This window comes from Achromobacter sp. ACM01 (assembly GCF_014851745.1).
Taxonomy (GTDB): domain Bacteria; phylum Pseudomonadota; class Gammaproteobacteria; order Burkholderiales; family Burkholderiaceae_B; genus Achromobacter; species Achromobacter aegrifaciens.
Window position 1 is genome coordinate 1,087,083 of record NZ_JACVAF010000001.1, and the last position, 17,979, is coordinate 1,105,061.

The 17,979-nt window shown below is 66.0% G+C and carries 15 protein-coding genes; 9 read left to right on the top strand and 6 right to left on the bottom strand.

The features are described from left to right. Nucleotides 1-5: 5 nt before the first annotated feature. Nucleotides 6-1,397, bottom strand: a complete 1,392-nt coding sequence (locus tag IB268_RS04975) for a phosphomannomutase/phosphoglucomutase (protein WP_192353918.1) — start codon at nucleotides 1,395-1,397, stop codon at nucleotides 6-8. Between the two features lie 331 nt (nucleotides 1,398-1,728). Between IB268_RS04975 and IB268_RS04980 the strand changes: the two genes are divergently transcribed. The 8 genes from IB268_RS04980 (at nucleotide 1,729) to IB268_RS05015 (ending at nucleotide 11,182) form a co-directional block, all read left to right on the top strand. After that, on the top strand, nucleotides 1,729-2,358 hold the full coding sequence (locus tag IB268_RS04980) for a BPTD_3102 family carboxylase-like protein (protein ID WP_119450307.1): 630 nt from the start codon (nucleotides 1,729-1,731) through the stop codon (nucleotides 2,356-2,358). Between the two features lie 116 nt (nucleotides 2,359-2,474). Then, nucleotides 2,475-3,890 (top strand): FAD-binding oxidoreductase, encoded by a 1,416-nt coding sequence (locus IB268_RS04985; RefSeq protein ID WP_125470097.1) that lies wholly within the window; start codon nucleotides 2,475-2,477, stop codon nucleotides 3,888-3,890. 29 nt (nucleotides 3,891-3,919) lie between these two features. Then, on the top strand, nucleotides 3,920-4,636 hold the full coding sequence (locus tag IB268_RS04990; protein ID WP_119450305.1) for a response regulator transcription factor: 717 nt from the start codon (nucleotides 3,920-3,922) through the stop codon (nucleotides 4,634-4,636). Continuing rightward, entirely contained in the window at nucleotides 4,633-6,003 is a 1,371-nt protein-coding gene (locus tag IB268_RS04995) for a HAMP domain-containing sensor histidine kinase (protein ID WP_175161351.1), read from the top strand. Before IB268_RS04990 ends, IB268_RS04995 begins: the two co-directional genes overlap by 4 nt. A 62-nt stretch (nucleotides 6,004-6,065) precedes the next feature. Next, the gene (locus IB268_RS05000) at nucleotides 6,066-6,800 is read left to right on the top strand and encodes a phosphatase PAP2 family protein (protein ID WP_119450303.1); all 735 of its coding nucleotides are present in this window, start codon (nucleotides 6,066-6,068) and stop codon (nucleotides 6,798-6,800) included. Nucleotides 6,801-6,955: 155 nt separating this feature from the next. Further along, entirely contained in the window at nucleotides 6,956-7,684 is a 729-nt protein-coding gene (locus IB268_RS05005; protein ID WP_054451961.1) for a FadR/GntR family transcriptional regulator, read from the top strand. Nucleotides 7,685-7,828: 144 nt separating this feature from the next. Then, nucleotides 7,829-9,724, top strand: coding sequence for an LTA synthase family protein (locus tag IB268_RS05010; RefSeq protein ID WP_119450302.1), 1,896 nt, complete (start codon nucleotides 7,829-7,831; stop codon nucleotides 9,722-9,724). 540 nt (nucleotides 9,725-10,264) lie between these two features. Further along, nucleotides 10,265-11,182 carry an acyltransferase gene (locus IB268_RS05015; protein WP_225591330.1) on the top strand — a complete coding sequence of 306 codons (918 nt, stop codon included), beginning with the start codon at nucleotides 10,265-10,267 and terminating at the stop codon, nucleotides 11,180-11,182. Between the two features lie 7 nt (nucleotides 11,183-11,189). Here the strand turns inward: IB268_RS05015 and fahA are convergent, their stop codons facing one another. Then, complete coding sequence (gene fahA, locus IB268_RS05020) at nucleotides 11,190-12,506, bottom strand: fumarylacetoacetase (protein ID WP_125472697.1); 1,317 nt, start codon at nucleotides 12,504-12,506, stop codon at nucleotides 11,190-11,192. Between the two features lie 124 nt (nucleotides 12,507-12,630). Beyond that, complete coding sequence (gene hmgA / locus IB268_RS05025; RefSeq protein WP_054451958.1) at nucleotides 12,631-13,929, bottom strand: homogentisate 1,2-dioxygenase; 1,299 nt, start codon at nucleotides 13,927-13,929, stop codon at nucleotides 12,631-12,633. A gap of 164 nt (nucleotides 13,930-14,093) precedes the next feature. Here hmgA and IB268_RS05030 point away from each other — a divergent pair, with 164 nt between their 5' ends. Beyond that, nucleotides 14,094-15,002: a LysR family transcriptional regulator gene (locus tag IB268_RS05030; protein WP_054451957.1), complete on the top strand. Its 909-nt coding sequence runs from the start codon at nucleotides 14,094-14,096 to the stop codon at nucleotides 15,000-15,002. 6 nt (nucleotides 15,003-15,008) lie between these two features. On the opposite strand, the gene IB268_RS05035 is transcribed toward IB268_RS05030, so the two are convergent. The 3 genes from IB268_RS05035 to IB268_RS05045 form a co-directional block, all read right to left on the bottom strand. Then, on the bottom strand, nucleotides 15,009-15,203 hold the full coding sequence (locus IB268_RS05035; protein ID WP_054451956.1) for a DUF2783 domain-containing protein: 195 nt from the start codon (nucleotides 15,201-15,203) through the stop codon (nucleotides 15,009-15,011). Nucleotides 15,204-15,222: 19 nt separating this feature from the next. Then, nucleotides 15,223-16,893, bottom strand: a complete 1,671-nt coding sequence (locus tag IB268_RS05040; RefSeq protein WP_192353920.1) for an FAD-dependent oxidoreductase — start codon at nucleotides 16,891-16,893, stop codon at nucleotides 15,223-15,225. A 109-nt stretch (nucleotides 16,894-17,002) separates the two neighbouring features. Continuing rightward, nucleotides 17,003-17,956 carry an MBL fold metallo-hydrolase gene (locus IB268_RS05045; protein WP_119449627.1) on the bottom strand — a complete coding sequence of 318 codons (954 nt, stop codon included), beginning with the start codon at nucleotides 17,954-17,956 and terminating at the stop codon, nucleotides 17,003-17,005. Between the last annotated feature and the right edge of the window lie 23 nt (nucleotides 17,957-17,979).

Here is a 17,979-nt window from a genome sequence, read left to right on the forward strand (position 1 = left end):
CAAAACTAGAAAGGCAGATCGGCTTGCGGCGCGAGTTTGCTCAGTTCGCGGCGGAAGTCGGCTTGTATGCGTTCCAGCGCGGCGGGCGTTTGCGCTTCGAAACGCAGCACGACCACCGGCGTAGTGTTCGAGGGGCGCGCCAGGCCGAAGCCATCAGGATATTCCGCACGCACGCCATCAATCGTGATCACGCGATTCGCGCCGGGGAATTGCCCTTGCTCCTGCAAGGCCTGGACCAGGGTGAAGGGCTGGCCTTCCTCCATTTCCAGCTTCAGTTCGGGGGTGGAAACGTCTTGCGGCAGGGCTTCCAGCACGGCGCAGGGATCGGCGTCGCGCGACACGATCTCGAGCAGGCGAGCGCCGGTATAGAGCCCGTCATCGAAGCCGTACCAGCGCTCCTTGAAGAAGATGTGGCCGCTCATCTCGCCGGCCAGCGGGGCGCCGGTCTCGGCCAGCTTCGCCTTCACCAGCGAATGGCCGGTCTTCCACATCAGCGGCACGCCGCCGGCGGCTTCGACCGACAGGCCCACGTGGCGGCTGCACTTCACGTCATAGATGATGGTGGCGCCCGGATTGCGGTCCAGCACGTCGCGGGCGAACAGCACCAGTTGGCGGTCCGGCCAGACAATCTGGCCCGATTTCGTCACCACGCCCAGGCGGTCGCCGTCGCCGTCAAAAGCCAGGCCCAGTTCGCAGTCGGTCTCGGCCACGCACTTGATCAGGTCCTGCAGGTTCTTGGGTTCGGCGGGATCGGGGTGGTGGTTGGGGAAAGTGCCGTCCACTTCGCAGAACAGCTCGGTGACCTCGCAGCCCAGGGCGCGGAACAGCGCCGGGGCGACCGCGCCGGCCACGCCGTTGCCGCAGTCGATGGCGATTTTCATGGGCCGCGCCAGCTTGATGCCGGACGCGACGCGCGCGATGTAGGACGCCACCAAGTCCAGCTGGCGGCGCACGCCGGGCCGGGCCGCCGGGGCGCTGGCAGGGCCGTTCATGCGGGCAGCCAGCGCCTGAACGTCCTCGCCGTAGAGCGCGCGGCCACCCATCATCATCTTGAAGCCGTTGTACTTGGGCGGGTTGTGGCTGCCGGTGATGGCGACGCCCGATCCCGTTTGCATGACGTTGGCGGCGAAATAGACCAGCGGCGTGGGCACCATGCCGATGTCCAGCGTGTCCACTCCGCCTTCCAGCATGCCTTCCTGCACCGCCACCGACAGCATCTCGCTGCTCAGGCGGCCGTCGCGGCCGACGACCAGGGTCTGCACGCCTTGTTCGCGCGCGCGGGCTGCCAGCGCCACGCCCAAGGCGCGGGCGAAGCGGGCGTCGATCAGGTCGGGCACGGTGCCACGGATGTCATAGGCCTTGAAGACCGAGCCCGGAAATTGCGTGTTGTTGCCCACGACGGTTCCTTGGATGTTGGGTTCCAGCTCGGGTTCTGAAGCGATTCTGGTAAACCCGCATATCAAAACGCGCCTGGCTAGGGATTAAACCGGAATTATCCCCCATTGGCGCTCCCCCTTCATCCGGCAGACGGCGTAGGGCTTTTTCCCTTCTTGCACCGTGGCGGGACGTCCGCCCTGATCTGGTGCGCCCACGGGCTCCCACGCGTGTTTCCGGTGCGGCGGCAGGCCGCGCTACGGGGTTTGCCCAGTGGGCTGGGCATGGCACAAAACTTGCTCGTCCTCCGAAGGTGATACGCTTGCTATGCAAGCAGAAAGACCGGGAGGGGCCATGGGCGCCAAAGTTTCTACTGTCATGTCATCCAGGGGCGCCTCAAACCGGCGGGGCCCGCCCACGGATCACGCCGGGCCGGCCGCAGGCCGCGAGCGCCGGCTCGACATTCACGTGTTCGTTTCCGAGGCGGGCGGCCTGGCCACGGGCCGGGCCTGGGAACGCTGCGTATGGCGCGACGCCCGCGTGCTGATCGCCGAGTGTCCGGCGCCTCATCTGCCGGCCTCCGTGGAAAGCGCGTTGCGCGCCGTCGCCGCCGACGTGGCGCGAGATCGCGGCTGGCAGGGCATGGGCACTGTCGCTTTCGCGCTGGACGATCGCAGCGGCGTGTTCCGCGTGATCGACGCCCAGGCGCAGGCACATGCGGGCACGGCCGTGCATGACTGCGAACCGGTCGCCGCCCATGCGCTGGAACTGCGCATCGATGGTTGCGTGGACCGCCGCCTGCCGTGCACGCGGCTGCTGGTGTGCGGCGCGACCCGGGGCGAGGTCCTGCGCCGCGCCTACCGCGCGCTGTCGGAAATGCCCGGCCCCGCGGGCGTGGACCGGGCCTTCCTGATGAACCGCATCGCCTCGCGGGCCTATTGTTCGGGCCTGACGGGTACGCGGCTGGATCAGGCCGTCGGCTGAAAGGCTCTGCCGGCGGGTGCGGCATGCCCGCCGTGCTGTCACCCGGGCGCTCACCCCCTACAATAGACCGCACACTCCCAGCCTGGGCTCGCCCCAGGCGCTACTTGTGCCGCGCTATGACCTTGCTGAGCGATCTACAGTCCCTTCTGGGCGCATCCCACGTGCTGACGGGCACGGACGCCGACACGTATGTGCTGGATTGGCGCCGCCGTTATCGAGGCGCCGCGCTGGCGGTTATCCGTCCCGGCTCGACCGGGGAAGTGGCGGCGGCCGTGAAACTGTGCGCTACCCATGGGGTGCCGGTGGTGCCGCAAGGCGGCAACACGGGCCTGTGCGGAGGCGCCACGCCTGACCTGTCCGGCAGCGCGGTGATCCTGTCCACTACCCGCCTGACAGCGGTGCGCGCACTGGATACCGACAACGACACGATCACCGTGGAAGCGGGCTGCGTGCTGCAGGCCGTACAGGAGGCCGCAGCCGCGGCGGGCCGGCTGTTTCCGCTGAGCCTGGCCGCCGAAGGCAGCTGCACCATAGGCGGCAATCTGGCGACCAATGCCGGCGGCACCCAGGTGCTGCGCTACGGCAACACGCGTGAACTGACTCTTGGCCTGGAGGTCGTGACCGCCGAAGGCGAGATCTGGCACGGCCTGCGCGGCCTGCGCAAGGACAACACCGGCTACGATTTGCGCGACCTGTACATCGGCAGCGAAGGCACGCTGGGCATCATCACCGCAGCCACGCTGAAACTGTTTCCCAGGCCCGTGGCTTCATGCACGGCATTGCTGACCCTGGACGGCATCGATCAGGCCGTCGAGCTGCTGTCGCGCGCCCGGGCGGGCTTTGGCGCGGCGCTGACCGGCTTTGAACTGATGAGCGGTGCCTGCCTGCAGTCGGTCGTTCGACTATTCCCGCAGCAGCGCCTGCCCTTCGAGGGAGATTCCGCCGCATCGCCATGGTTCGCCCTGCTTGAGCTGTCCGACAGCGAAAGCGAGGCGCACGCGCGCGAACGCTTCGAGACCGTATTAGGCGAGGCCATCGAAAGCGGGCTCGTGAACGATGCAGCCATTGCCGCGAATGTGGCGCAAAGCAAGGCGCTGTGGCACTTGCGTGAAAGTATTCCGCTGGCCGAAGCGGAGCTGGGCAAGTCGGTCAAGCATGACGTGTCGATCCCGATCTCGGCCATCGCCGGCTTCGTGCACAAGACCAACGCCTTGCTGCAGGCGCGATTTCCTGGCGTGCGCCATGTGATCTTCGGGCACCTGGGCGACGGCAATCTGCACTACAACGTGGCCCATGCGCCGGGGCAGACCGAGGCCGAGCTGCTGGCGCTGCAAGGCGACATCTACGGCGTGGTGCACGACAGCGTGCACGCGCACCATGGTTCGATCAGCGCGGAACATGGCGTCGGGCAGCTCAAGATCGACGAACTGCCGCGCTACAAGAGCGCCATCGAACTGGATCTGATGCGCAGAATAAAGCGAGCGTTGGACCCGCAAGGGCTGATGAATCCGGGCAAGGTACTGCGGGCCTGAGGTGGCGCGCACGAAAGGGAATCGCAACCATGGCAACCAGTCCCGCGGCGGGCGCGAATTACAGGGTATTGATCGTCGAGGATGATCCGGTCATCTCGGGCAATCTGTACACCTTCCTGGAAGCGCGCGGCTTTCTGCCCGATGCCGCCTACTCGGGGCCGGCCGCGCTGGAGCGGCTGAAGGAGCAGCGCTTCGACGCCCTGATCCTGGATATCGGCCTGCCGGGCATGGACGGAAACGCAGTGCTGCACACGCTGCGAAACGACATGCGCGCGGATGTTCCGGTGCTGATGCTGACGGCGCGCGACAGCCTGGAAGACAAGCTGGCCGGGTTCTCGCATGGCGCGGACGACTACCTGACCAAGCCTTTCGCGCTGCTGGAAGTGGAAGCGCGCCTGGTGGCGCTTATCCAGCGCGCAAAGGGCGCGACAGTGGACTCGGTGCGGGCCTTTGGCCCCCTGTCCTACGATACCCGCAACCGTGCGGTGTCGGTCAACGGCAGCCCCGTGCACCTCACACGCAAGGCCAGCCTCATCATCGAGGCGCTGCTGCGCGATCCCGGCAGGGTGGTGTCGCGCGAGGAGCTGGAGTCCACGCTGTGGGGCAACGAGCCGCCTTCGTCCGATGCTTTGCGCAGCCAGGTCCACTTGTTGCGGCGTGCGCTGGCCGATGCCGGTTTCGACGGTATCGAAACCATTCACGGCACCGGCTGGCGCCTCACGCTGGAAGCCGGGGCGACAAGATGAGCGGCATTTCGTCGGCGTCTGCGGGGGGTACGCTGACCCAGCGCGTGGTCTGGGCGTTGACCGGAACCGTGGCGTTGTTCGTGACGGCGCTGGCCCTGCTGGCCTACCTGACCTTCGATCAGATGGAAGACGATCTGGTCAACGACATCCTCAACACCGAAATGGACCGGCTGGTGCAGCACGCCCGGGTCAGCGACGGTTTCCTGCCGCGCGAAGGTGTGCGCGAACTGGGCGGTTCGATGCGCGCCTGGGTCAGCTTGGACGGCAATCGGCCCGCCGACATGCCGCCGGAAATCGAGTCTCTGGATAGCGGCCTGCATTTGGTGGAGCCGGGCGCCTACACCTGGCACGTGATGGTGGCCGAAACAGGACGGGCCAAGGTGTACCTGCTGTACGACGCCACCGAGAACGAAGGGCGGGTGCATGACTTCGGCCTGATCGTGCTGGGCGTGGGCGCCATTTGCGTGGTGGGCGCCTATGCGTTGTCACGGCGCGTGGCGGCCATCGCGGTCGGTCCGTTGCTGGACCTGACCGACCGGCTGGCCACCTGGGCGCCGGGGTCGCCCGATATGGCAGTGACGCGCGACGACGAGGCGGGCCGGCTGATAGAGGCCTTCAACCGGGTGCAGAACCAGGTGGACAGGTCGATTGCGCGCGAGCGCGAGTTCGCGGGCAATCTCAGCCACGAGGTGCGCACGCCCTTGGCCGCGATCCGCTCGGACAGCGAGTTGATGCTGCTGACCCAGGTATTGACTCCGGACCAACGCCAGCGGCTGACTCGCGTGGTGGACAACGTGGACGATGTGATCGTGTCGCTGGAGAGCGCACGCTCCATGGCGCGGGACGAACTGCGCCCGGCGGAGTCCGTCGATCTCGGCGAATGCATGGACAACGCCTGGCGCGGGTACGAAACCCAGGCGGGGTTGACCGGGCTCGGTTTCGAAAACCGGATCGCCGCCGGTCAGGTTCGCATGCTGGATCGCTATGCCTTGTTGACCGTGTTGCGCAACCTGATCCGCAACGCGGTGGAACACGCCGCGCCCGCGACGCTGACCGCCAGCATGGCGGCCGACGGCGCGCTGGAGCTGCGCGACGATGGCAAAGGCATTGCCGCCGACGATCTGCCCTTCCTGTTCCGCCGCTATTACAGCGGCCGCATGCGGGATTCGGGCGCGGGCGGCCCCGACGAGACGGCGCGCGGTCTGGGACTGGCGATCGCCAAGCGCGTCTGCGATATGCAGGGCTGGTCGCTGACGGTCGATTCTTCGCGCCAGGGCGAGCAGCGCGGCACCTGCTTCACGCTGCGTTTTGAGGCCGCTGAGGGGCATGCGATGGCGGCGGCCGGCGGGGCGCAAGGTCAAATTTGACGAAAGTTTGACTGTCGGCGGCCTAAGCTGCCCGTTTGCCTGACGGACATCCTGTCGCCACCATGCCGCCTTTATCGCCGCCCGCGTTGCGCAAGCCGACGCCGGCATCGTATCTGTCGATCCATGTTTTTGCGATCACGCTTGCGCTGGCCTGCCTGGCTTGGTGGGCCAATGTCTCAGGATTGGATATGCGCATCGCCCGAGCGCTGTTCGATCCGGCGCTGGACGATTTTCCGCTGCGTCTGAACCGTTGGCTGGATCTGATCGGGCATCGCATGGTGTTGGCCCTGCCTATCGGGATAGGACTGGCCGCGGTGGGCGTGGCGGCGGCAAGCTATCGCATTCCGGCCTGGCGGCCGTGGCGCGGACCGGCGCTGGTGCTGGCGGCAACTTGCCTGACCGGGCAGGTGCTGGTGAACCAACTGAAGCACTACACGACGCTGCCCCGTCCCTATGATCTGGACTCCCTGGGCGGCTACACCCCTTATCCGTCTTACTGGTGGACGTGGGTGCGGGCAGGAGGGGGCGGCGCTTTGCCCAGCGGTCATGCGGGCGCGGGCTATTCGATGTTGACCCTGTATTTCCTGGGCTGGGCGCTGGGGCGTCCGGCATGGCGCTGGTGGGGGCTGGCAGCGGGTATCGCGGGAGGAGTGGGTTTTTCCACGGTGCGTATCTTGCAGGGCGCCCATTTTCTCAGTCAGACGCTCTGGTCCGCTACCTTGATGTGGTTCCTGGCGGCCCTGTTTTTCTATCCCCTCATCGTTGCGCGTCCAGCCGTCTCGGGCTTGAACCATTAGCCGTGGGACTCCCGGGACGGTTGCTCCGGGCGAAACGGCGGCATGCTGCGCGTCGCCGGCGCCATTCTGGAGCGCGGACTCGCTACCAGCCCAAAGTACAATGAGCGGCGACGCTCGGTCCCCGGCCGCGCTCAACTGTTTTCGGATCCTAGCCAATGAATGTTCCCGCCGATACTCCCGTCACGCCGCGGCGTCGTCCCCGGAACCTGGCTCAGGGGCTGGTCGAGAGCATCACGGAACGTATCCGTGGCGGGGACATCCGGCCCGGCGAAAAATTGCCGACGGAATCCGAGATCATGCGCCAGTTCGGCGTCAGCCGTACGGTGGTGCGCGAAGCCCTGTCGCGACTGCAGGCTTCGGGCCTGGTAGAGACGCATCACGGCGTGGGGACATATGCGCTGGAGCCCAGCGGCGGCGGGGATTTCCGCGTGGATCCTGCCGACATCGCCACGGTGCGCGATGTGCTGGTGCTGTTGGAGCTGCGCATCTGCCTGGAAAGCGAGGCTGCCGGCCTGGCTGCGGCCAGGCGCAGCCCGGAGCAGTTGCATGAGATGCGGCGCGCGCTGGAGGCCTTCAAGAGCGCGCTGGAAAACGACGGGGACACCGTCACGCCGGACTTCCAGTTCCATCTGCTGGTCGCGCAAGCCACGGACAACCGCTATTTCGCGGATCTGATGTCGCATCTGGGTTCGGCCATCATTCCACGCACGCGGATCAATTCGGCGAAGTTCGCACACGAGGACCGCGCCGCCTACCTGGCGCGAGTGAACCTCGAGCACGAAGACATCTACAGTGCGATCCAGCGCCAGGACGCGGAGGCCGCGCGCGCAGCCATGCGCACGCATCTGAGCAACAGCCGCGAGCGGCTGCGGCGCGCCCAGTAAGAGCGGCCGCGGGATCGTCCCAAACCGCGTTAACCTTTGCGCGTTTTCCAATTTCGAACCACGAGGCGGCATGGCTCTGCTCGGCATATACAGCGGCATTCTTTCATCTGAGCAGGCGTTGCGGCGCCAGGGGGAGGTGCTCGCATGCGCCGTCTGACTCTGCGGTTCATCATTGCGGTCCTGGCGCTGCTGACGCTGTCGCGGCTGGGGCTGGCCTTCTGGATGTGGGACCGGGTGGAGGCGGCAGGGGGGCTGGGGCCGCTGCTGCTGGGCGGCCTGCGCATCGACGTCTGCCTGATGTCCATGGTGATCGCGCTGCCGGCGGTGTTTTCGCCCTGGTTCGGGCATCGGCCGCTGGCCGCCCGCATCACCGCCTGGTGGTTCCGCGCCTGGTGGATGCTGTTCGTGCTGCTGGAGGTTTCCACGCCGCAGTTCATCGCGGAATACGATACGCGGCCAAACCGGCTTTATTTCATCTATCTGCTCAATCCGAAGGAAGTCGGTTCGATGCTGTGGCAGGGCTACAAGGGCGTGCTGCTGGCGGCCTTTGTGGTGCTGGTGCTGGCGGCCTGGCTGTCGGTCCGCCTGTTTCCGACCCGCACGCGCGATCCCTTCATGTCGTGGTGGAAACGGCCGGTGGCTTCATTCGTGATCCTGGCGCTGGTGTTCCTGGGCGCGCGCGGCACGCTGGAGCATCGTCCGATCAATCCGGCCAAGGTTGCCTACAGTTCGGACGCCATGGTCAACGCGCTGGCGCTGAATTCGCTGTATAGCGTGTTCGATGCCGCCTACCGCATGCGCGATGAGCGTTCCTCGGCCGCGATGTATCCCAGGATGGCTGTGGACGAAATGAATGCCATTGTGCGTGAGAAGGCGGGACTGACGGGGGCGCCGCTGGATGCGCGCTATCCCAGCCTGCATGAGCAGAAGGCGACGGTGCGCCGGGACAAGCCGCTGAATCTGGTCATCATCCTGCAGGAAAGCCTGGGCGCGCAGTATGTGGGCAGCCTGGGCGGGCGTGACCTGACGCCCAATATCGACCGGCTGGGCAAGGAAGGCTGGATGTTCCACCGTGCCTATGCGACGGGCACGCGTTCGGTGCGGGGCATCGAGGCGGTGACGGCGGGGTTCCTGCCCAGCGTGGCCGACGCGGTGGTGAAGCTGCCGCGTTCGCAGACGGGTTTCTTCACGCTGGCGCAGGTGTTGGGCAAGCATGGCTACCATTCGCGTTTCGTGTACGGGGGCGAGTCGCACTTCGACAATATGCGGGCCTTTTTCCTGGGCAACGGTTTCGACGAAATCGTGGATCGTCCCAAGTTCGTGAATCCGGTGTTCGAGGGGTCGTGGGGAGCGTCGGACGAGGACATGTTCAATCAGGTGGACCGGCTGCTGCGCGCGGATGGCGACAAGCCGGTGTTCACGCTGGCATTCTCGGTGACGAACCATTCGCCGTGGGAGTATCCGGAAGGGCGCATCAAGCCGGTGGGCGATCCGGCGACGGTGGATAACACTGTGCGCTATGCGGACTGGGCGCTGGGGCAGTTCTTCGACAAGGCGCGCAAGGCGCCGTACTGGGACAACACGGTGTTCCTGGTGATTGCAGATCACGATTCGCGTGTTTACGGTTCCATTCCGGTGCCGGTGCGGCATTTCCAGATTCCTGCGCTGATTCTGGGGGCGGGGATTGCGCCTCGGCAGGATGAACGGTTGGTCAGCCAGATCGATATGGCGCCTACCATGCTGTCCTTGATGGGCCTGGACAACGTGAATCCGATGCTGGGCGTGGACCTGACGCAGCGAGATCCTGATCGGGCGATGATGCAGTACGCGGATAATTTCGGGTATCTGCGGGGGGATCAGCTGCTGGTGTTGGAGCCTTCGAAGGCGCCGCGGCAGTTCAGGTATGAGGCTGCGCCTGTGGGGCGGGATGAGGTTTATGCGCCGGTGGAACCTTTGGATCCTCGGCTCTCGGAAGAGGCTTTGGCGCATGCTTTGTGGGCTAGTTGGGCTTATCGGGAAGAGCGGTATCGGTTGCCTTGAGTTCTTTTGTGGTGTTGTTGGTTCTTAAGACGCTTGGGGCGTTGGGGGCCTGGGGCGCGCGGGGCAACGATTGCGGTCCGGAGCCTTCGCTCCGGACTTCCCCGTCGTCATCTTCGTCAAGGCCTTCGGCCTTTCCTTCAGATTCCCTCGGGCTTATCGACGCCCCGCGCGCCCCAGGCCCCCAACGCCCCAAGCTTCGGTTTTTGAAACTTTACCGTCGCGGGGGTGGGTGGTTTGCTTGGCGTGCTTGCCGCGGGCGGCGGGGCGGTGGAAGATTTTGCGGTGCCCGCTCGATCAGGCCGCCCGGGCGGCCTGATCGAGCATACGCGGTGTCTTGCGCTGTGTTGCCGTGGGTGGTGGCCCTGTGCGCTGTGCGCTGCGCGCTGATCGTGGCTTGATTCTGCGCAAGTCGAGTTTTTGCTGAAGGTAGGAAACTGGCGCATGACTTTTCCTGAATCGTCTTCCGGGGCTGGCCGCGCTGCGCCTGCCCAATCAAACAAATCCAGTGCTCGCGCGCCTGCGCGCCGTCGCGTGCTGCCATTGCCGCGCGGACGTTTCGCCTGGATGACGGGCGTTATCAGCACCGTCTGGCTGGCGCTCAACACGGTGTTCTGGTGCCTGCTGCTGTTCCCGCTGGCCTTGTTGAAGCTGCTGCTGCCATTCGCGGCGGTCAGGCGGGGTGTCGATCCCGTGCTCAACGGCATTGCCACGGCCTGGGTGTCCTGCAACGCCGGATGGCTGGCGCGGATCCAGGATGTGCCCTGGGATGTGCAGGGCAATGACGGCCTGCGCTATGCGGACTGGTATCTGGTGAACTGCAATCACCAGTCCTGGGTGGATATCTTCGTGTTGCAGCAGTCGCTGAACCGGCGTATTCCGTTGCTGAAGTTCTTCCTGAAGCAGCAGCTGATCTATGTGCCGGTGATCGGGCTGGCGTGGTGGGCGCTGGATTTTCCGTTCATGAAGCGCCACGGCAAGGCGGCGTTGCGCCGCAATCCGGATTTGGGGCGGCAGGACCAGGAGACTGCGCGGCGGGCCTGCGCGAAGTTCTCGCTGGTGCCGACCAGCGTGATGGTATTTGCTGAAGGGACGCGTTTCAGTCCTGCCAAGCGCGATGCGCAAGGATCGCCGTATCGGCATCTGCTCAAGCCCAAGGCGGGCGGACTGGCGGTGGCGTTGAATGCGATGGGCAAGCGGTTTCGTTCGATGATAGACGTGACGATCGTCTATCCGGATGGTGCGCCCAGCTTCTGGGATCTGGCCTGCGGTCGTGCGGGGCAGGTGCTGGTGCGCATGCGGCAGTTGCCGGTGCCGCCGGAGTTTTGCGAAGGCAACTATTCCGGCGACAAGACGTTCCGTACGACCTTTCACCACTGGCTGGGCCAGCAGTGGCAGGCCAAGGACGATGAGATCGAGGCGTTGACGGCGCCCGCCAGGGCGGGCGCCGGCGCGGACTAGGCGCGGATCAGGCGCGGGCGGGCAGCACGGTGCCGGAGCAGGCGCCGAAGCCTATGCGCGGATAGCCTGCCTTCACGCATTCGGCGCGGATGATGACCTGGTCGCCATCCTGCAGGAAGGTGCGCTTTTCGCCCCAAGGCAGGTCGATGGGATTCTTGCCGCCGTTGCACAGTTCCAGCAGCGAGCCGGCTTCCGAAGGTTGCGGGCCGGACAGGGTGCCGGTGCCCAGCATGTCGCCGGGTTGCAGGTTGCAGCCGTTGACGGTGTGGTGGGTGATCAGCTGCGCCACGTTCCAGTAGGCATCGCGGAAGTTGCTGCGCGACAGGAAGGCCGGCGGCTGCTTGTCGGCGCGCGACTTTTCGGTGGTCAACAGGACTTCCATCTGCACGTCGAAGGCGCCCTTGGCGCGGTTCGCATCGGATGCCAGGTAGGGCAGGGGCTGCGGTTCGGACGGGCCGCGCATCCACTGCGTGCGGAACGGTTCCAGCGCTTCCATGGTGACGACCCAGGGCGAGATCGTGGAGGCGAAGTTCTTGGCCAGGAAGGGGCCCAGGGGCTGGTATTCCCAGGCCTGGATGTCGCGTGCCGACCAGTCGTTCAGGATGCACAGGCCGAATACGTGCGATTCGGCGTCGGCCAGGGGGATGCGGTCGCCCTGGGCGTTGCCGGTGCCGACGAAGATGCCCAGTTCCAGTTCGTAATCCAGGCGGGCGCAGGGGCCGAACTGCGGCGCTTCGCCTTCATTGGCGGGACGGGTCTGGCCGACGGGGCGGGGGAACTTCTGGTCCACGCCGATGCTGGAGGCGCGGCCGTGGTAGCCGATGGGCACCCACTTGTAGTTCGGCAACAGGGGATTGTCGGGGCGGAATTGCTTGCCCACGGCGGTGGCGTGGTGCACCGAGATGTAGAAGTCGGTGTAGTCGCCGATGCGGGCGGGCGTGGTGTATTCGGCGTCGGCTTGCGCGACGAGCAGGGGCTCGACCGTGCCGCGCAGGGCAGCGCCTTCGCGCAATGCGCGCGACAGCGCCAGGCGCAGGGCGCTCCAGTGGGCCTGGCCCAGGGCCATCAGGGCGTTCAGGCTGTCCGTGGCGCACGCGGCCAGGGCTTCTGCTGCCAGGCCCTCGAAGGGCTGTTTGGCGGCCAGCGCGGCCAGGTCCAGGATCTGGTCGCCGATGGCCACGCCGGGGCGGAACGACTCCGTCGAACCCTTGCGGCGGAAGGTGGCATAGGGCAGGTTCTGCACCGGGAAATCCGACTCGCCGGTGTTGGCGCTGGCGATCCAGCTCTTCAGGGACGGGTCGTGGGTTTCGTTGATGGTGGTCATGGCTGCGTGTCTCTTTCAGTGTGGTTATGCGGTGGCCGGGCGTCAGGCGCCGGAAATTACAAATGCCAAACGGCGATGAGCTTGCGCTCATCGCCGCGGGCGTGGATGGCAGAAGGCCTGCGCGTCACGCCTTGCTGGGGTCGAAATGCTTGGCGATGCCCTGCCAGCACCGGTAGTAGTCGCCTTGCAATTCTACCGAGGCCAGCGCCTGCTCCGTGGGGCGGATGACGCGCCGCGTCTCGAACATGAAGGCCATCGTGTCGCGGATGTAGTGGGCCTTGCTGGTATCGGCGTGCGAGGCCTTTTCGAAAGTCTCGGCGTCGGGGCCGTGGCCGCTCATGCAGTTGTGCAGGCTGGCGCCGCCCGGCGCGAAACCGTCGGCCTTGGCGTCGTAGACGCCTTGGATCAGACCCATGAATTCGCTGGCGATGTTGCGGTGGAACCAGGGCGGACGGAAGGTGTTCTCCATGGCCAGGATGCGCGGCGGGAAGATCGCAAAATCCATGTTGGCCGTTCCCGGGGTGTCCGACGGCGCGGTCAGCACCGTGAAGATCGAGGGATCCGGATGGTCGTAGCTGATGGAGCCGACGGTGTTGAAGTTGCGCAGGTCGTACTTGTACGGCGCGTGCGTGCCGTGCCAGGCCACCACGTTCAACGGCGAATGGTCGATGGAAGCGCGCCAGAAGCCGCCCGTGAACTTGGCGATGAGTTCGAAGTCGCCTTCGAGGTCTTCGTACCAGGCCACCGGGGTCTTGAAGTCGCGGGCATTGGCCAGGCAGTTCGAGCCGATGGGGCCCAGCTCCGGCAGGCGCATGGCCGCGCCGAAGTTTTCCAGCATGTAGCCGCGCGCGTTGCCGTCCAGCAGTTCAACGCGGAAGCGCACACCGCGCGGGATGACGGCGATTTCCAGCGGTTCCAGGTCGATCAGGCCCAGCTCCGTGGCCAGGCGCAGGCGGCCTTCCTGCGGCACCAGCAGCAGTTCGCCGTCGGCGTTGTAGAAGTAGCGCCCTTGCATCGAACGGTTGGCCGCATACAGGTGGATGCCTACGCCGCTGAGTTCGTCGGGGCCGCCGTTGCCGCCCCAGGTCTTCACGCCTTCCAGGAAGTCGGTGGGGGCGGCGGGGATGGGCAACGGGCTCCAGCGCAACTGATTGGGCGTGACGGGACCTTGGCCGAAGGTGCTTTGCCAGCCGGCGGCGCCGTCAAAGGCCTCGAACGGCTTGTGCTGCGCGCCGGGACGGATGCGGTAGAGCCAGGAGCGGCGGTTTTCGCTGCGCGGCGCGGTGAAGGCGGTGCCGGACAACTGCTCGGCGTACAGGCCGTAGGGGCATTGCTGCGGCGAATTGCGGCCCAGCGGCAGCGCGCCGGGCAGGGCTTCGGTAGCGCAACTGTTGCCGAAGCCGGTCTGGTATTGCAGTTCCATGGATTCCTCCTGAGCGGCGGCGCGGTGCTTGGCCGCGCGGCCTGGTGCGGGTGGCTCGTGCGGAAGGTTTCCGGAGCCCATATGGCATTGTCGGAAAAAATCCCCGCTACGGCTATGGGAATGCAAAAATAGAGACTATAAATTTTGTGAATAGTAGGGGGCGTATGGCCGAGCTGCGCGATGTCGATCTGAATCTGCTGCTGTTGTTCCAGCATCTGCTGGAGGACCGCAATCTGTCGGCCGTGGCGCGGCGCATGGACCTGTCGCAACCCGCGGTCAGCAACGCGCTGCGCCGCCTGCGCGAAGCATTCGGCGACGATCTGTTCGTGCGCACGGCGCAGGGCATGCTGCCCACGCCGCGCGCGCAGCGCCTGGCGGGCCCAGTCAGCGAGGCGTTGACCATGTTGTCGCAGGCCCTGAAAGACCAGGACGTCTTCGATGCCGCCACCAGCACCCGCCGCTTCCGGGTGGCGATGACGGACGTGGGCGAGATCCACTTCATGCCGCGCCTGATGGAAGTCTGCGTGCAGGTGGCGCCGCAGGTGCGCATCGATTCGGTGCGGGTGCAGGGACCGGATCTGCCTCGGGAAATGGAGGCGGGGCGGGTGGATCTGGCGATCGGCGCATTCGATGAAATGGGGGCGGGTACGCTACAGCGCATGCTGTTCCGCCAGGGCTATGCGACCCTGTTCCGGCAGGCGCATCCGACGGCGCACGCCGGCATGAGCCTCAAGGCCTTCCGGGCCGAGCGCCACCTCATCGTGTCGCGCGCGGCGCCCTATGGGCAGGTCAACCAGTCCATGGAACGCGCCGGCGTCGATCTGGCCGAGCATTTCAGCGTGCCGCATTTTTCGGCCGTGCCCTACATCGTCAGCGCGACCGACCTGCTGGCCACCGTGCCCGAAAAACTTGCCGCCAGCGCCGCGCCGCCATTCGGCCTGCGCTACATGACGCCGCCGATAAGAGTGCCGGCGCTGCAGACCAACATGTACTGGCAGCGCCGGGTGGACCGCGACAGCGGCAACCAATGGCTGCGCGCGTTGATCGTCAATGCGTTCGCGGTCGGGGCGTGAAGGGAACTACGGCGCCACGGACGCCCGCGCTTGCCGCAGCGCCTCGCGCAGCACTTCCATGTCGCCCAAGTGGTTGGCCAGCAACAGGATCAGCGCCGCGTTGAGCTCCTGGCTTTGCTCGTTGGTGAGGTCGCGGTGGGTCTCGATCAGCGCTTCGTAGAAGTCGTCAGGCGAGACCAGGTTGGTTTCGGTAATCAGCATGATGGAGTGATCTCGAAGTTCAGGCCCGGCCCGTGGCGCGGCTGACGGCCGCGGTGACGGCGCCGGCGTCGAAGGCGCGCCAGCGGGCGGTAATGTGCTGGTCGGGGCGGATCAGGTAGGCCGTGCCGGCTTGCGCGTCATAGCGCTTGCCCAGGCAGCCTTCGCGGTCCGTGACGGACGCCAGCTCCTTGGGCAGCGCGGACAGATCGCATTGCGGGCTGGCGACCAGCACGGCCTTGACCGGCACAGGCGCCATGCGCAGCGCCTGGAGGGCAAGCAGCGTGTTGCGGTCGGGCAGGGCGTCGCCACAGAAGAACGCCAGCACGAATTCACCGTCCAATTGCGCCAGCCACCAATCCTGCGCGTTCACCGGCGCGTCCAGCGCCACCGCGCCCGGCACCATGCGGCCGCTGAAGGCGTCGGTGTCCGGCGTGTTCAGCGGCGAACCGGCGTAGGTCGCGGGCAGCGACAGGCGGCCGCTGTTGACCAGCGAGCGCGCGAACGGATGGGTCTTGGCCAGGTTCAGCACCGCGTTGCGGAAATTGCGGCTGATGTCGCTCTTGGGCGTGATGAAGTCGGTGGCGCGCGATGAATTCAGGATGTTCTCGTCGGCGGCGTATTCGCGTTCGACGGCGTAACTGTCGATCAGTGTCTCGGGCGCCTGGCCGGCCAGCACCAGCTTCAGTTTCCAGGCCAGGTTCTCCGCGTCCTGCACGCCGCTGTTGGCGCCGCGGGCGCCGAACGGCGATACGCGGTGCGCGGAGTCGCCGGCGAAGACGACGCGGCCGTGGCGGAACTTGTCCATGCGTTCGCACGCGAAGGTATAGACGCTGACCCATTCCAGCTCGAAGCGAGCGTCGGGGCCCAGCAGTGCGCGGATGCGCGGCAGCACGTTTTCAGGCTTGACGGCCTCGACCGGGTCGGCGTTCCAGCCCAGCTGGAAGTCGATGCGCCAGACATTGTCGGGCTGGCGGTGCAAGAGCACGGACTGGTTGGGATGGAAGGGCGGGTCGAACCAGAACCAGCGCTCGGTCGGGAAGTCCGCCTGCATCTTGACGTCGGCGATGAGGAAGCGGTCGCGGAAGATGCGGCCGTGGCTTTCCTGGCCGATCAGCTTGCGCACCGGCGAACGCGCGCCGTCGCAGGCGATCAGCCAGTCGGCATGCAAGGCATACGCGCCGTCCGGGGTTTCCACGTTCAGGACCACGCCGTCATCGCGCTGCTCCAGGCCGACAACTTTGTTCTTCCAGCGCAGATCGATGTTGGGCTCCTGGCGCGCCTGCTCGTACAGATAGCCTTCGGCGTAGTACTGCTGCAGGTTGATGAAGGCCGGGCGGCGATGGCCGGGTTCGGGCAGCAGGTCGAAGCGCCAGACTTCCTGCTCACGGAAGAAGACCTTGCCCACGTTCCAGGACACGCCCTTGTCGATCATGCGTTGACCCACGCCCAGGCGGTCCCAGATCTCCAGCGTGCGCTTGGAGAAACAGATGGCGCGGGAGCCGGTCGACAGGCGGAAGTCGTCGTCCAGCACCACCACGCGCACGCCCTGGCGCGCCAGGTCCAGCGCCGTGGTCAGACCGACCGGGCCGGCTCCCACCACCACCACCTGATGGCGCGCCAGCTCGCTGGCGGCCTGGTCGGCGTGTTTTTCATAGGCGAATTCCATCGCCTGAAAGTCGATGTCTCCCACGGTTGTCTCCTGTGTGGGTCATATTGTTTTTATGTCACGAAGCCGCGCGCCGCCTTGCGGCGCGCGATTCCGGTTGGTGCTCGGATGGGCCGTTGGCGGCCCGCCGGGATCAGCCTTCCAGCTGCGCCCACATCTCCAGATCGCGCTTGTCGGTCCAGATGCGCGGGTGGGTGTAGCCGGTGGCCTCGTCATAGGCGCGCGACACGTCGAACGGCATGCAGTGGTCGAAGATCACCCAGTCGCTGTAGCGCGGCTTCATGAAGTCGTAGACCTCGCGGTAGATGGTCTTCAGGTCCTTGCCCTCGGCCACGCCGCGGTTCACCGCGCCGTACAGGTCGGTCAGGAAGGCGCGCGTGCCGGCCAGGCCCTGGCGGACTTCGGTGGCGTTCTTCAGCGCGGGGCCGCGGCCCGGGACCATTTTTTCGGCTTCGAAGCCAGACAGCGCGTCCAGCGTGCTGGGCCAGTCGCGGAAGTAGGCGTCGCCGCAGTAGGGGGTGGACTGGTATTCGACCAGGTCGCCAGCGAACAGGATCTTCTGCTCGGGCAACCAGGCGATGGTGTCGCCCTTGGTGTGGCCGCGGCCCACTTGCAGCAGCTTGACTTCCAGGTTGCCCAGGTTGACCGTCATTTCGCCCTTGAACGTCATCGTCGGCCAGACCAGGCCCGGCGGAATCGATTCGGCGTTGCGGAACAGGCGGGGGAAACGGCCGATTTCGCTGGCCTTGTCCTGTTCGCCGCGTTCGGCGATCAGGTCGTAGGTGTCGCGGCTGGCCAGGATTTCCTGGGCGTTATAGGCCGACGCGCCGAACACGCGCACGGCGTGGTAATGCGACAGCAGGATGTACTTGATGGGCTTGTCCGTGACTTCGCGGATGCGGCGGATCACGTCCTGTGCCATGACAGGGGTGGCCTGGGTGTCGACCACCATGACGGCCTCGTCGCCGATGATCACGCCCGTATTGGGATCGCCTTCGGCCGTGTAGGCATAGGCGTTGTCGGACAGTTTTTCGAACGAGACGACCTTGTCGTCCAGGTCGGCGTGCGAGGCGAATTGCTTGCTCATGGAGGCTCCTTCCACTTTTATAG

Excerpts from the sequence above, each read along its gene's own strand:
- IB268_RS04995 (WP_175161351.1), top strand. The coding sequence starts at position 4,633 with ATGAGCGGCATTTCGTCGGCGTCTGCGGGGGGTACGCTGACCCAGCGC.
- hmgA (WP_054451958.1), bottom strand. The coding sequence starts at position 13,929 with ATGGAACTGCAATACCAGACCGGCTTCGGCAACAGTTGCGCTACCGAA.
- IB268_RS05045 (WP_119449627.1), bottom strand. The coding sequence starts at position 17,956 with ATGAGCAAGCAATTCGCCTCGCACGCCGACCTGGACGACAAGGTCGTC.
- IB268_RS05035 (WP_054451956.1), bottom strand. The coding sequence starts at position 15,203 with ATGCTGATTACCGAAACCAACCTGGTCTCGCCTGACGACTTCTACGAA.
- IB268_RS04985 (WP_125470097.1), top strand. The coding sequence starts at position 2,475 with ATGACCTTGCTGAGCGATCTACAGTCCCTTCTGGGCGCATCCCACGTG.
- IB268_RS05010 (WP_119450302.1), top strand. The coding sequence starts at position 7,829 with ATGCGCCGTCTGACTCTGCGGTTCATCATTGCGGTCCTGGCGCTGCTG.
- IB268_RS05000 (WP_119450303.1), top strand. The coding sequence starts at position 6,066 with ATGCCGCCTTTATCGCCGCCCGCGTTGCGCAAGCCGACGCCGGCATCG.
- IB268_RS04990 (WP_119450305.1), top strand. The coding sequence starts at position 3,920 with ATGGCAACCAGTCCCGCGGCGGGCGCGAATTACAGGGTATTGATCGTC.
- IB268_RS05005 (WP_054451961.1), top strand. The coding sequence starts at position 6,956 with ATGAATGTTCCCGCCGATACTCCCGTCACGCCGCGGCGTCGTCCCCGG.
- fahA (WP_125472697.1), bottom strand. The coding sequence starts at position 12,506 with ATGACCACCATCAACGAAACCCACGACCCGTCCCTGAAGAGCTGGATC.
- IB268_RS04980 (WP_119450307.1), top strand. The coding sequence starts at position 1,729 with ATGGGCGCCAAAGTTTCTACTGTCATGTCATCCAGGGGCGCCTCAAAC.
- IB268_RS05030 (WP_054451957.1), top strand. The coding sequence starts at position 14,094 with ATGGCCGAGCTGCGCGATGTCGATCTGAATCTGCTGCTGTTGTTCCAG.